The organism is Microcystis sp. LE19-10.1B, assembly GCF_027530565.1.
Lineage (GTDB): Bacteria > Cyanobacteriota > Cyanobacteriia > Cyanobacteriales > Microcystaceae > Microcystis > Microcystis aeruginosa.
This window is the reverse complement of record NZ_JAPZQM010000498.1, coordinates 1-12750: the sequence shown is the minus strand read 5'-3', so window position 1 is coordinate 12750 and position 12750 is coordinate 1. Positions and strand designations below refer to the sequence as shown.

The window sequence follows — 12750 nt, the reverse complement described above, 5'->3', positions numbered from 1 at the left end:
TTATTAAACCTCTTGCATAATTAATTTTTGAGGGTTCAAAAACGGTAAGAATAAGGATTAAATTGCATAAAATCCTTAAATAGACCATTTAATTGATTATTGTTCATTCCTAATTCTCCTGACTCCTGACTCCTGACTCCTGACTCCTAACCCTAACAACAATTTTTGATTTTTACAAGAGGTCTATTAATTTCCAACCCAGCGATCTCAGCGATTGTATAGGCTGGTCTGCCCTTAACTTCTTCGTAAATTCGCCCGATATATTCCCCTAATATGCCAATACCGATCAATTGTACCGAACCCAAGAAAAACACAGCGATCAAGATAGTAGCTAAACCGGTAACGGGAGAGTCGGGTTGCTGTAAGCGCCAGTAGAGAACCAGTAAAGCCATCAACAGGGCAATTAAAGCGGAAAATAAGCCTAAATAAGTGGAAATACGCAGGGGAATCTTAGAAAAAGACACCAAGCTATTAATCGCTAAAGCTAGGGATTTTTTAAAAGTGTATTTGACTTCGCCAGCAAACCGGGGATCCCGCTCAAATTTAACAGCAGTTTGTCGGAAACCAATCCAAGCGCGCAAACCGCGAATATAACGATTCCGTTCTGGCATAGAATTTAATACGTCCACTACCTGACGATCCATCAGACAAAAATCCCCCGTGTCCGCAGGGATATCCACGTCGGCTAATTGTCGCAGCAATCTATAGAAAACGTAGGCAGTTAGGCGTTTAAACCAACTTTCTTTTTTCCGTTTTGTTCTCTGGGCGTAAACCACATGATAACCTGCTTGCCAAGACTCAATCATTTTGGGAATCAATTCCGGTGGATCCTGCAAGTCGGCATCGAGGACAACAATAACTTGACCCCTAGCAAAATTAAGTCCTGCCGTCACTGCTGCCTGATGGCCAAAGTTACGAGCAAAGCTAATGTAACAGACCCTAGCATCTCTTTCCTGTAGTTCCCGCATTAAATTTAAGGAACGGTCCCGACTGCCATCATTAATCAGAATCAGTTCCACAGAATCATCTAAACTATCCATGACGGCACTGACACGGCGATAGAGTTCTGGAATGGTTTCTTCCTCGTTATAAATCGGGATAATTAGCGAATATTTCGGCATTTTCGAGAGGTTGAACGGACAACAGCCGTGTTTTTATGGCGGCTGCTACGCTCTAAATATTCTGCTAAAGTATCCCTTTTGTCAACTTAATAGATTACTGCTAGACAGTGCCTTTAAATTGCCAAGGAATGATCGAGCGTTGCTTGCCGACGTAAACAATTCCAGTAGGATGCATAGAGATCCGTCTGTTGACCGCGCAGAGAAGCGATCGCAGGTGCAGCAGGAAAAGGCCAGAGACGATCAAAAACCACTTCTCGATGAGCCAGACGAAACTGTAGCAAATAAACGGAAGCAGGAGCCTGTAAATTATCCAGTAATTGCGCTGCCAGCCGATGTAAAGACTTAAGACTCTCTCTTTCCAGACTAATCGGTTGACTGTAGGCGTTGGGGATCATGCCTTCTCCGATTACCTCACCGTATTCTAAACCCTTAGATGTCACCGTGATCGGCAACCAAAGATCCCCAAAAGAAGAATCTCCCTGACTGGTTTTATAGTGCAGGGTATGGGCAACCCAAGCGCGTCTTTCTTCGATATCCCGACAAGCTTGATAAACTTTTTTACCAGGAAAATTCACCCAATTGGGTAATTGAATTGTTAAGGGACACCAGATTAAATTATTCTGGCTGGTTTTACCCGACTCCATTTTTGACCACAAGGAAGCCGTCCCCGTCACCTCCACCGCCAAGGATTTAGGAACCGCATTTTTTAAGGCAATCACCATTTTTTCGGTAACGGGCGATAGGCGAGACATCTGACCACTGGCCTGAGCTTCGGCATTAACGAGAATGATAACTTTGTCCATTTCTTCTTGTGGGTTGGGTGAACTTGAACGATCAGCGGTGAGGTTGGTTAAGAATGCGAACTGACTGGGGTTCAATGCTTCTGTAGTCGCCATGGCAAAAGCTATTTCTCTGGATTTTAGCGAATTATACAAGAGCGCAACTGGTTTTTACGGATTTTTTCCACAACAACCAGATTCAAGGCGGGATTTTGCTGCTCCCCCTCATAGAATACCTTAAGTAATCAGTGATCACTGATCACTGATTACTGATTACTCAACTCTGAATAACTGGTAACTGATCACTGAAATTACTCGTCTTCGGCGAAAATAAAGCGAGTTAGTTCACTAGGATCGGGTTCGGGGCTAGATTCGGCAAATTTAACCGCTGCCTCGATTTCAGCTTGAATTTTCTCCTCGATTTCTTTTAATTCCTCTCTCGTGGCCAGATCTCGTTCGTAGAGGTAGGCGGCAAAGCGAGTGATCGGATCTCTTTCGCCCCAGAATTGTTTCTCGTCAGCACTGCGTAACTCGTCGGGATCTGCCAGAGAGTGACCCCGGAAACGATAGGTTAAGGCCTCAATCAAAGTCGGCCCCTCACCGGCGCGGGCGCGGGCTACAGCTTCTCTGGCGGCGGCATGAACGGCGACCACATCCATACCGTCCACTTCCACACCGACCATACTAAAAACACTGGCTTTTTTATAGATTTCCGGTTGAGAAGTGGCTCGATCGTGGGCCATACCGATCGCCCACTTATTATTTTCCACCACATAGATAATCGGCAACTTCCAGAGGGCGGCCATATTCAGACACTCAAAAAACTGGCCATTATTACTCGCCCCATCCCCAAAGAAACAGACCGTTACCTGATCGGCACTGGCATCAGCCATGGCTTCCCGACGGTATTTACTTTGAAAAGCCGCCCCAGTAGCGACGGGAATCCCCTCGGCCACAAAAGCGTAACCCCCTAAAAGCTTATGTTCGGCGGAGAACATATGCATGGAGCCGCCCCGTCCTTTACTACAGCCCGTAGCTTTGCCGAATAACTCCGCCATTACCTCTTGAGCGGGAACTCCGGCACTGAGGGCGTGGACGTGATCGCGATAGGTGCTAGAAACGTAATCTTCTCCCTGACGCAAGGCTTTAATAATACCGCTAGATATCGCTTCTTGACCGTTGTAGAGGTGGACAAAACCGAACATTTTGCCTCGATAATACATTTCGGCACATTTATCTTCAAACATCCGCCCCAAAACCATATCCTCGTATAGGCGAAGACCTTCAGCTTTGGTAATAACGATGGAAGCAGGATTAAAGGTTGGTAAAGTACGTTCGGAAATCATAGGGTCTGTAGTATCATTTAGACAACAAAAAGGCAGGGGGAGAGGAAGCGGTAGATTGTTCGAGAATTCTGGCAGTGAATTTTTTAGGCTTAAACCAAGAGGTTCTTGGTATTTTCTCTCTACAAATCTAACCTTAGTCAGTCAGAGATTGGCTAGGATAAGATGGTATCTTGTTATTTTACTCGCTCCGCTCTCACTTACATCATTTAATTCACCTTAGATGTCGGCAGGATGCCCCCGTTACACCCTACGGGTTAGCGGCGGAGGAATGCCGACCAGTATAAAACGCGCGTAGCACATCGACTCTAAATATGTTATGCTTCCTGTTGGTGAGTTTTTTGAGGCCGTGGAACAAGTCCTGACGCTAGTGATCAAGCTTCAAGTATGTAGCGAACAACAACAAGCGCTGTCCGATACCTGTACGGCTTTTGCGTCGGCTTGTAGCTGGATTAACGAGAACGTCAACCCCCAGCTGACTAACCGGAACTCGATTCAAGCCGTCTGTTATCAGGACGTTAAGGATCGGTTCGGATTGACGGCTAACCACGTTGTCAGAGCTTGCGGTCGGGTGGCGGCTAATCGTTTGACAGCAAAACTTCAAGGGAAGAAGGTCAAGAACTTTGCTCCAACAAGTTTCGACTGTGACGCTCGAACCTTCCGTTTCGTCGAGAAAGATTGGGCGATTACTGTTAGCACCACGGGGAAACGGTTAACCATTCCCCTGAGAGCGAGCAATTACCATCGGGGGAAACTTACCTGGCAAAATCCGACCTCCGCTCAAATCTGCCTACATCGTGACGGCGGTTGGTATGTCCACATCCAACTAAAATCGGAACCGCCGAAACCTGTCAACGCGGATAACATTATCGGGGTCGATTTCGGCCGTCGTGACATCGCGGTAACATCAACCGATCAATCGTGGTCGGGGGAGGGAATCAAGGAAACGAGGGATAAATACAGTCGCGTTCGAGCTTCTCTGCAAAGGAAAGCGTCTCAAGGCACTAGATCCACCAGGCGTAGGTGTCGGGAGATCTTGAAACGGCTATCGGGGCGGGAGAGAAGATACCAAGCGCACTTAAATCATCGAAAATTTGGGTTGAAAACCTCGCCCTTTAGGGCGACTTTATGTTAGCATTAAATTGAGTCGTTGACTTTGGGAACGCAGGAAACAAGCGACACTCCGTAATCCCTAAATCTCTAACCATCACTGGTACAAAAGCTTTCATCGTAAGTCCACATGGTAAGAGCGAAAAACAATTAAATACTGTGGGACACACAGAAATTTACGCTTGGGGAGTAGTCTTTAAGAGTGCTTACCTTGTAGGTGTAGTCGGACTAGACATGAAACTGTAAGACCAAAATTAGCTTTGCTAGTAGCGGCAAGATTCAGCCCAAGAATCTCCGCACTTTTAGTGCGGAGAGTGTCAACTCCTAAGTAATTCGTTTAACAAAGGCAATTATGGATATTTTGACACTTGGTTGGGTTAGCATTCTCGCCCTGTTCACTTGGTCGATCGCCATGGTGGTTTGGGGTCGTAACGGTTTCTAGGTAATCTATAGATACCATGGAAACATCCTTGATTCTGAACACTCTCTTTCTAGTCGCCTTAATTCTCCTCGTTATCGTTAGCGGTGGCATTCTCTACCTGACGACTACAGAATGGCGCGATCGCCGTCGTCAAGATGGCGATAAAAAATTAGGAAAATAATCCTGAACAGGTGTACTTAATTACGCCTGTTTTTCATTTACTATGATTAAAATACTGCACTTATCGGATATTCACATGGGGAGCGGTTTTTCCCATGGACGTTTAAATCCAAAAACGGGATTAAACACGCGTTTAGAGGATTTTATGGGCAGTTTAAGCCTCTGTATCGATCGGGCTATTGCCTCCCCTGTGGATCTAGTGCTTTTTGGGGGAGATGCCTTTCCCGATGCCACTCCTCCTCCTTTTGTTCACGAAGCTTTTGCCAGTCAATTCCGTCGTCTTGCCGATGCTAATATCCCGACGGTGTTATTAGTGGGTAATCACGATCAACATTCTCATGGTAATGGCGGTGTCAGTCTCTCCATCTATCGTACCCTAGCGGTGCCTGGTTTTATTGTTGGCGATCGCCTTACCACCCATCGCATCACCACCCGCAATGGCGATATCCAAGTCATTACTTTACCCTGGTTAACCCGGGCCACTCTCTTAACCCGTCCCGAAACCGAGGGTTTATCCTTGAGTGGGGTAAATGAATTGTTAATTAACCGTTTGGAACCGGTTTTAGAAGGAGAAATTCGCCAATTAGATACAAGTTTACCAACAGTTTTATTAGCCCATTTAATGGCCGATCGAGCTAGTTTAGGAGCAGAAAGATTTTTAGCGGTTGGTAAAGGTTTTACCGTACCTTTATCGCTGCTAAATCGTCCACAATTCGAGTACGTTGCCCTCGGTCATGTTCACAAACATCAAAATCTTAATCCTAGCAATGATCCGCCCATTGTCTATCCAGGGAGCATCGATCGAGTGGATTTTAGCGAGGAAAAAGAAGATAAGGGCTATGTTCTAATAGAAGTGGCTAAAGGAGAGGTTAAATGGGAATTTTGTCCTTTACCCGTGCGTCCTTTCCGTTCCATCGAAGTGGATGTTTCTGAGGCAGAAAACCCCCAAAAAGAATTGCTAAAAGCTCTCAAAAAACACGATATTCAGGAAGCAGTTATCCGCTTAGTTTATAAAATTCGCAGTGAACAATTAGAACTAATCAACACCAATCAGCTTGACGAAGCGTTAAAAACTGCCCATAGTTATAGTATTCGGGCTGAGTTAATTAGTCAATTAACCCGTCCCCGTTTACCGGAATTAGGGGTGGGTAATCAATTAGATCCGATGGAGGCGTTAAAAGCTTATATCGATAATAAGACAGATTTGCGCGATATTGTCGATGATATGTTAGAGGCAGCCCAGCTTTTATTAAATCAACAGCCAGAAATTTGGCTAGAGGAAGAAACCTCGATTTAGCTATCAGTTATCAGTTATCAGTTATCAGTTATCAGTTATCAGTTATCAGTTTACTGCTCACTGAAACATCTTCCCTATCCCTCTTTGAACTAACAATGAGTTTATGTCTTAATCCCGATTGTCTATATAACAATGATCCTACAGATAAATTCTGTCAAAAATGTCGCTTTCAATTATTACTAAAAGATCGTTATCGTGCTATAAAATTAATTGGTCAAGGAGGTTTCGGTAAAACTTTTCAAGCAATTGATGAGGATAAACCTTCTAAACCTTATTGTGTGATTAAACAATTTTTTCCTAGCGCTCAAGGTAGCAATGCTCTCAAGAAAGCGGCGGAATTATTTAAAGAAGAAGCGATTAGTTTAGATAATCTCGGTCAACACCCACAAATTCCCTCCCTCTATGCCTATTTTACCAGCAATGATGGGCGACAATATCTTGTTCAAGAATATATTGAGGGAGAAAATCTAGAACAAGAATTACAAAGCGAGGGAGTTTTCAATGAGGAAAAGATCAAACATCTTTTATTGGAAATTTTGCCAATTCTTGATTTTATCCATGCTAAAAGAGTCATTCATCGGGATATTAAACCAGCTAATATAATTAGGAGACGCAGCGATAATAAAATAATTTTAGTGGATTTTGGTGCCTCTAAATTCATGCCCATTGCTAACCTTTCCCTGACAGGAACAGTGATCGGTTCGCCGGGATATATCGCTCCAGAACAAAGCAATGGCAAAGCGATTAATAGCAGTGATTTATATAGTTTGGGAGTCACTTGTATCTATTTATTAACGGGAATATCTCCCTTTGAATTATTCGATGTGAGTGAACATGAATGGGTATGGAGAAAGCACCTGATTAATAATCCTGTTATTGTTGAATTAGGTAAAATTTTAGATAAATTAATTGAATTTGGCACCAAAAAACGTTATCAATCAGCCGGGGAAGTCCTGCAAGAGTTAGCAGTCAAATTAGCCTTCGTGATTCCGCCAAAACCCCGATCACAGAATACAATTCAAGAAACGGTTTTGCCAGTTTTTCCAGCCGCCACCAGGGAGGAAATTAACCTCAAAAGTGCCAAGGAAATTGATTACACTAACCTACGGGATTTCTTAGCGCAAGAAAAATGGCAAGAGGCAGATCAAGAAACGGCTAATCTCTTCTTAAAAGTTGCCGATCGAACTAAAGAAAAATATCTTAAGATAGAAGACATAGATAACTTTCCCTGTGAAGATTTAGCCACTATCAATCAACTCTGGTTAAAATATAGTCAGGGAAAATTCGGTATATCTGTTCAGAAAAGAATCTATGAAAGTTTGGGAGGAAGCAGCAATTATGATCAACAAAAATGGAACGCTTTTGGAACAAAAGTCGGTTGGCGAGTTAATAACAAGTGGTTATACTACGATCAAATTACTTTCTCTCTCAAAGCACCCTGGGGACATCTCCCCACCCTTGTGTGGGGTGTGGGGGGTGGGATAATTCTTTTTTCTCGTCTGGAAACCTGTGCCATGGACGGAGTTTCTAGCAGGGGATAAATTGACTTAAAAACTTTTCTGGAGAATTAAACAATTTCTCCCTTCGCCAGTGCGGATATATTGTAAAGTATCAGTAAGAGAACGCATAAAAATTAATCCTCGATCGCTTTCCATTTCCAAAGGTGCGAGAGGATGTTGTTGTAGAGAATCGAGTTTGGCTTGCAGATCAAAAGGTTGACCGTGATCCCATATTCTTATTTCTAGAGAATGGGACTGTAAAGTTAATTCTAGATCGATCGGTGTAGTCGGTGGTAAATGTTGGTGAGCGTAACGGACAGCATTAGTAAATCCTTCTGCTAAAGCCACCTTACACTGCCAAAGCACCGAGTCAGGTAGAAAGGAACTGCCGTGAGATTCAAACCATTGTAGGACTGGGATTAAAGCTGCCAATTCCGTCCGGACTTGTAGATAGAATTGGAGGGGGGAAGAAGGGGAATTTAAGACTTCAGAAGGCACCACTGTTTTTTTGAAAGAGAATCAAAATTGTTTTAAAAATCAGTTGTAGATCGTAGCCTAAACTCCAATTTTCTTGATAGCGCAAATCTAGTTGAATTACCTCTTCAAAATTACTCACCCGAGAACGACCATTCACCTGCCATTCTCCCGTCATACCGGGTTTTACATCTAAACGTTGCCATTGGGGAACATCGTAGCGTTCCACCTCATCGGGGGTGGGAGGACGAGTGCCAACAAGACTCATTTCACCGGTGATCACATTCCAAAACTGGGGCAATTCGTCTAAACTGGTGCGACGTAAAAATTTTCCTACCCGGGTAATCCGGGGATCATTTTTATTTTTAAAAAAAGCTCCCTCCGCTTGATTAGGGATTTTATCCTTGAGTGCTTCTGCATCCACACACATGGAACGAAACTTAAGAATTTTAAATTCCTTTCCCAACCAACCGCAGCGGGTTTGACTGAAAAAAATTGGACCCGGACTGTCTAACTTAATAGCGATAGCAATGGGGACAAAAATAACCCCCGTGATTAATAAACCCACGATCCCACCAACAATGTCAAGACCGCGCTTTAACCAACTGCGAATCGAGGGATGAGTTTCCGGTAGATGGTTTTCATTGGCAGTAAAGCAGTTTTCTTGGGGTGCTAGGGGGGAGGTTTGGAAAGTGAATAATTGATCTAGTCCCGTAATCGATAAAACCCCCATCACTGGGGGATGGACGTTAGCCAGCACTAACTCGATATTTTCTGCCCTAGCCGCTTTGAGATTATGCACTAAAGCACCCACACCACTACTATCCATAAATTGAGTGGCATTTAGATCAAGAATGACTTTTTCGGGAGTGGGTGTTTGGGCGATGAGATGGTGAAACAAATCCTTGAACTGTACTGCTTCCAAGACAGTCAAGCGATCCGGCATCCGCAAAACCGGATACTCCATCGGAATGATCAGAAAACGTGTTTCAGGAATTTGGGAAGTCATCGACACAAAGAGGTGGTTTGATAGATGAACAAGGCCTGATGACCCACTTAAATGTTTACTACACTTTTCCCCAAATACCAATGGGTAATGTCAGAGATTACCTGTGATCATCGGCTAACGAATCTCACCTAGGGGCGGACGGCCTTGGGTTTGGGCTTTCGCTTTGGCTGCACTCTTTCTCAGCGCATCTAAACGGGTCTCATAACGCTTACGCAGACGACGGTTGGGCGTTTGTTCAATTAGGGTTTTAAAGGCACTGCCTAGGCTCTTGTAGGCGTTGGGGAGAGAATAACCGAAACGGGTGGCCAAGGCGATCGCTTTTTCATCGGCTTCGATCGCTTCTTTGAGAATTTTATCGCCATTATTTTTGCGCCAGAGACGATAACCGGAAATCCCACATAATCCCATAGCCAAAAGCAATAATAACCCGTCCTGTACCCATAATTCCCCCACCGCACCACCTAAGCCAATAGCGAGGGCGGCCATTTCCCAGCCTTCCCGGGGAATACTATCATTTTGAATCCTGGCGACTTCATGCCAAAAGAGCAAATTACGCTGATCGATGGCTAAATTTTCCCATTTGGCTAAATCTATCTGAATTTCTACCTCATCTCTGCCAATTTCTTCACAACGGATCAGGGGGGGATTAACCTCTGTGGAACCTTCTACCGTTACCCAACTTTGTAATTCTGGAGGTAGTAGGGTTTTTAGGCGCCGAAGTTCGCTCATTTCGGCTCGTGCAGAGGAGGCCGCATAAGATGTCATAGATTTTTTACCTATTCTCTACCAATGACGATGATTTCTATTTTCGATCATAGCGGTCTTTTTTGTGATCTTGGCAGCTTTTGGCCCTAGAGAGCATTTTCAGTGATCAGTAAACAGTGATGGAAGTGGGGAAGTGGGGAGTGGGGAAGTGGGAAGTGGGGAAGTGGGAAGAAACCATCCATAACTGGGTTTTTAAAGTTCGATTGGGAGTCAATCATACTAAGTAGGTGGGTGTTAAAAATTGTCAGATACCCCCCTTATTAAGGGGGGATTAAGGGGGGATCAGCACCCCCCTTATCAAGGGCGATCCCCCCGCCTATCGGCACCCCCCTTATCAAGGGGGGCAGGGGGGATCAAAGACAAAATCTCTCTTCTATTTACTTATTAAATAGACTGTAACTTGTGCTGGCTAATGCTCAAATATATCTTTGTATTGCTGTAAATCTAAAGCGGTGAAGATGGGGATACAACTAAAGCATTTTTGGGCTAATTCCCATCTTTCTTCCCTTTGCATCATCACAATTAATTTATCTCGCACTGACAGTAAATAGCGCACATCGTTAGCAGCATAACTCAGTTGTTGTGGGGTGAGATTAGCGGCATTTCCCCAATCAGAACTCTGAGCGGTTTTGTCTAATTCTATGCCTTCCAATTCCTGCACGAGACTTTTTAAACCGTGACTGCTGGTATAAGTCCGAGCCAGTTTACTGGCGATTTTGGTGCAGAAAATCGGTTGAGTGGCAATGCCGAAAGTATGGGATAATTGAGCCACATCAAAACGGGCGAAATGAAAGACTTTTTCTATCCGCTCATCTTCCATGACCTTTTTGAGATTAGGAGCCTCTGTTTGCCCCCTAAAAACGCGAATGGCAGTGACAAAACCACTGGGATCACAGAGTTGAATTAAACACAGTCGATCGCGCCCCGGTATTAATCCCATAGTTTCTGTATCTACAGCGATCGAATTAACCCCTAGATAACGGGATAATAGGTCATCGCTTAAATCTCGATCGCACACTTGAAAATTGTCTAAGTTCATATAGTTAGAAGATAGGAGACAGGAGACAGGAGACAGGAGGGAAATTTGTAATGCTTTTGCCTATCGCACGACTGCCTTTATTTCCCTGATAAGTAGTTGGACAAAAGTAAAGTTAACTGTGGGGTAAGGAGTCGGTCGTCAGTAAGAATTGCGGCAATTTACATTTCTTAAGATAGACCACAGAATTTATGTCCGACTACTTAAATGATAACTGATAACTGATGTTAAAAACTGGTAATTAAATTTAAGTATCATCGGGGGGATTTTGTCAACGCTTTTTAACAAAAAGTTGTGTAAAATAATATTCACCAACATTATTTTTAGCGATACCGATACCGGTGAGATTATAATCACCAACCATATTTTTTTGATGGCCGGGGCTATTAATCCAACCCTTGACGGCAACGCTAACGGGGTCAGGATATCCCTTCATAAAAGCCAAATTTTCGCCCATTTTTTCTAAAGGAATCTTCCTTTGTACTGCCTTGACTCTTCCCGCAAAACCATCATGACTAAAAGGAGCCTGTTTATGGGCCATTTTTTGACTAAATAAGCGAGCTTCATGACTAATACGAGCATCGAGACGTAGGGGCGGTAAATTTTGAGAAATTCGGTAGCGATTAACTTGATAATTAGTGTTTTCTTCGAGGGTAATTAAAAAAGATTGATTCTGGATAGGATCGTAGCTAAGGGAATTAGTAGAAACAGGAGCGGATTGACGTTTTAGAAATATTTGAGTAAAGTACAATTTTCCTTGATTATCCGTCGCTACTCCAATCCCGGTACTATCAAAATCTCCCTCCATATTTTTCCGATGACCTTGACTTTTAATCCAGCCATCCACAGCAATCATTACCGGGTCATCATAACCTTGATTAACTGCCACATTTTCCCCCACCGCTTCATAGGGAACCGAAACACCAATAGTTTGCGCTCTTTTGTCAAAATCTTGATGACTAAAAGGAACTAAACCCGCGGCCATACGTTGGCTATGTAATCTTGCCTGTTGCGAAATTGCCCGATTTAACAGTAGGGGAGATAAATTGCGAGATAGACGATAGCGATTGACCTGTTGATAGATTTTATTCTCTAAAACAAGTAAAGTTGCCGCATCTAAAGGAGAGGGAGAAGGAGCGGGAGAGAAAGATGGCACGAGTTCCGTAAAAGAGCTATAGTTTAAGGCACTACAGGCCATTAAACTTGTCGATACAAGCATCAAAATTCCTAACCGATAAGGTTTCTTAAAAAAACTTTTCATCAAAAAAATTGGGTCTGAAACCCCGCCGTTCTAGGTTGGATTTACTGTTAAATACTAGCGCATTTACAGGATATATGCCAGAAGGTCAGGTATGGGGAAAGCCGATCGCTACCGATTTTACCCAACACCAGAACAAGAGTCGCTATTGCGGCACACCTTGGACTGTGTAAGATTAGTTGACAATAAAGCTCTCCATGTCAGAACACAGAGAAATCACAGCGAAGGGGTTTGAGTTGAATTTCCCTATTTCCCCATTTTCCCAGTCCTGGTGGCGACCTGTTGACCAGAGGGGGGTAAATCTGTTAAGTAGGATTTGCTGAAAAAGTTTGTTGGTGGGGGCAGGGTGTGGGGTGTGGGGTGTGGGGTGTGGGGTTTTACCGATTTTGAGGTAGTCAGTTACCTAATTTTCAGGGAAAAAGTACCTGAATTTTACCCCCGATCCCTCCAATGGTCGG

At 43.8% G+C, this 12750-nt stretch carries 13 protein-coding genes and 2 pseudogenes; 6 read left to right on the top strand and 9 right to left on the bottom strand.

Going from position 1 to position 12750, the window contains the following annotated elements; all coding sequences use genetic code 11:
- Positions 1 to 152: 152 nt before the first annotated feature.
- The 3 genes from O9332_RS17960 to pdhA all read right to left on the bottom strand — a co-directional run bounded on the left by O9332_RS17960 (position 153) and on the right by pdhA (position 3246).
- Complete coding sequence (locus O9332_RS17960) at positions 153 to 1121, bottom strand: glycosyltransferase family 2 protein (RefSeq protein ID WP_288026688.1); 969 nt, start codon at positions 1119 to 1121, stop codon at positions 153 to 155.
- Positions 1122 to 1234: 113 nt separating this feature from the next.
- On the bottom strand, positions 1235 to 2017 hold the full coding sequence (locus O9332_RS17955) for a hypothetical protein (protein WP_002761059.1): 783 nt from the start codon (positions 2015 to 2017) through the stop codon (positions 1235 to 1237).
- 194 nt (positions 2018 to 2211) lie between these two features.
- On the bottom strand, positions 2212 to 3246 hold the full coding sequence (gene pdhA / locus O9332_RS17950) for a pyruvate dehydrogenase (acetyl-transferring) E1 component subunit alpha (RefSeq protein WP_288026686.1): 1035 nt from the start codon (positions 3244 to 3246) through the stop codon (positions 2212 to 2214).
- A 316-nt stretch (positions 3247 to 3562) separates the two neighbouring features.
- Between pdhA and O9332_RS17945 the strand changes: the two are divergent.
- The 5 genes and pseudogenes from O9332_RS17945 to O9332_RS17925 form a co-directional block, all read left to right on the top strand.
- Positions 3563 to 4330, top strand: a pseudogene (locus O9332_RS17945) (nuclease/transposase family protein); the annotation flags it as partial.
- 375 nt (positions 4331 to 4705) lie between these two features.
- Positions 4706 to 4795 carry a cytochrome b6-f complex subunit PetN gene (gene petN, locus O9332_RS17940; protein ID WP_012265708.1) on the top strand — a complete coding sequence of 30 codons (90 nt, stop codon included), beginning with the start codon at positions 4706 to 4708 and terminating at the stop codon, positions 4793 to 4795.
- 16 nt (positions 4796 to 4811) lie between these two features.
- Complete coding sequence (locus tag O9332_RS17935; RefSeq protein ID WP_002736416.1) at positions 4812 to 4955, top strand: hypothetical protein; 144 nt, start codon at positions 4812 to 4814, stop codon at positions 4953 to 4955.
- Between the two features lie 42 nt (positions 4956 to 4997).
- Positions 4998 to 6251, top strand: coding sequence for an exonuclease subunit SbcD (sbcD, locus tag O9332_RS17930; RefSeq protein ID WP_002756966.1), 1254 nt, complete (start codon positions 4998 to 5000; stop codon positions 6249 to 6251).
- A 95-nt stretch (positions 6252 to 6346) separates the two neighbouring features.
- Entirely contained in the window at positions 6347 to 7792 is a 1446-nt protein-coding gene (locus tag O9332_RS17925) for a serine/threonine-protein kinase (protein WP_043998831.1), read from the top strand.
- A gap of 6 nt (positions 7793 to 7798) precedes the next feature.
- On the opposite strand, the gene O9332_RS17920 is transcribed toward O9332_RS17925, so the two are convergent.
- From O9332_RS17920 to O9332_RS17895, 6 genes are all read right to left on the bottom strand, one after another.
- Positions 7799 to 8251 carry an ATP-binding protein gene (locus tag O9332_RS17920; protein ID WP_002756968.1) on the bottom strand — a complete coding sequence of 151 codons (453 nt, stop codon included), beginning with the start codon at positions 8249 to 8251 and terminating at the stop codon, positions 7799 to 7801.
- Positions 8238 to 9233: an anti-sigma factor antagonist gene (locus O9332_RS17915; protein ID WP_288026681.1), complete on the bottom strand. Its 996-nt coding sequence runs from the start codon at positions 9231 to 9233 to the stop codon at positions 8238 to 8240. Before O9332_RS17915 ends, O9332_RS17920 begins: the two co-directional genes overlap by 14 nt.
- Before the next feature lie 114 nt (positions 9234 to 9347).
- Entirely contained in the window at positions 9348 to 9998 is a 651-nt protein-coding gene (locus O9332_RS17910; protein WP_002756971.1) for a DUF3318 domain-containing protein, read from the bottom strand.
- A gap of 86 nt (positions 9999 to 10084) precedes the next feature.
- Entirely contained in the window at positions 10085 to 10216 is a 132-nt protein-coding gene (locus O9332_RS17905) for a hypothetical protein (RefSeq protein ID WP_288026678.1), read from the bottom strand.
- Positions 10217 to 10407: 191 nt separating this feature from the next.
- Entirely contained in the window at positions 10408 to 11037 is a 630-nt protein-coding gene (locus O9332_RS17900; RefSeq protein ID WP_288026676.1) for a ribonuclease D, read from the bottom strand.
- A 268-nt stretch (positions 11038 to 11305) separates the two neighbouring features.
- Positions 11306 to 12295, bottom strand: a complete 990-nt coding sequence (locus O9332_RS17895; RefSeq protein WP_147069599.1) for a CAP domain-containing protein — start codon at positions 12293 to 12295, stop codon at positions 11306 to 11308.
- Positions 12296 to 12386: 91 nt separating this feature from the next.
- Here O9332_RS17895 and O9332_RS17890 point away from each other — a divergent pair.
- Positions 12387 to 12503: pseudogene (locus O9332_RS17890) on the top strand (helix-turn-helix domain-containing protein); the annotation flags it as partial.
- Positions 12504 to 12750: the final 247 nt, after the last annotated feature.

Bases quoted from the DNA above. Each gene is read 5' to 3' on its own strand.
- O9332_RS17915 (WP_288026681.1), bottom strand. From the start codon at position 9,233: ATGACTTCCCAAATTCCTGAAACACGTTTTCTGATCATTCCGATGGAG.
- O9332_RS17910 (WP_002756971.1), bottom strand. From the start codon at position 9,998: ATGACATCTTATGCGGCCTCCTCTGCACGAGCCGAAATGAGCGAACTT.
- O9332_RS17955 (WP_002761059.1), bottom strand. From the start codon at position 2,017: ATGGCGACTACAGAAGCATTGAACCCCAGTCAGTTCGCATTCTTAACC.
- sbcD (WP_002756966.1), top strand. From the start codon at position 4,998: ATGATTAAAATACTGCACTTATCGGATATTCACATGGGGAGCGGTTTT.
- O9332_RS17895 (WP_147069599.1), bottom strand. From the start codon at position 12,295: ATGAAAAGTTTTTTTAAGAAACCTTATCGGTTAGGAATTTTGATGCTT.
- O9332_RS17900 (WP_288026676.1), bottom strand. From the start codon at position 11,037: ATGAACTTAGACAATTTTCAAGTGTGCGATCGAGATTTAAGCGATGAC.
- petN (WP_012265708.1), top strand. From the start codon at position 4,706: ATGGATATTTTGACACTTGGTTGGGTTAGCATTCTCGCCCTGTTCACT.
- O9332_RS17960 (WP_288026688.1), bottom strand. From the start codon at position 1,121: ATGCCGAAATATTCGCTAATTATCCCGATTTATAACGAGGAAGAAACC.
- pdhA (WP_288026686.1), bottom strand. From the start codon at position 3,246: ATGATTTCCGAACGTACTTTACCAACCTTTAATCCTGCTTCCATCGTT.
- O9332_RS17905 (WP_288026678.1), bottom strand. From the start codon at position 10,216: ATGATTGACTCCCAATCGAACTTTAAAAACCCAGTTATGGATGGTTTC.
- O9332_RS17935 (WP_002736416.1), top strand. From the start codon at position 4,812: ATGGAAACATCCTTGATTCTGAACACTCTCTTTCTAGTCGCCTTAATT.
- O9332_RS17925 (WP_043998831.1), top strand. From the start codon at position 6,347: ATGAGTTTATGTCTTAATCCCGATTGTCTATATAACAATGATCCTACA.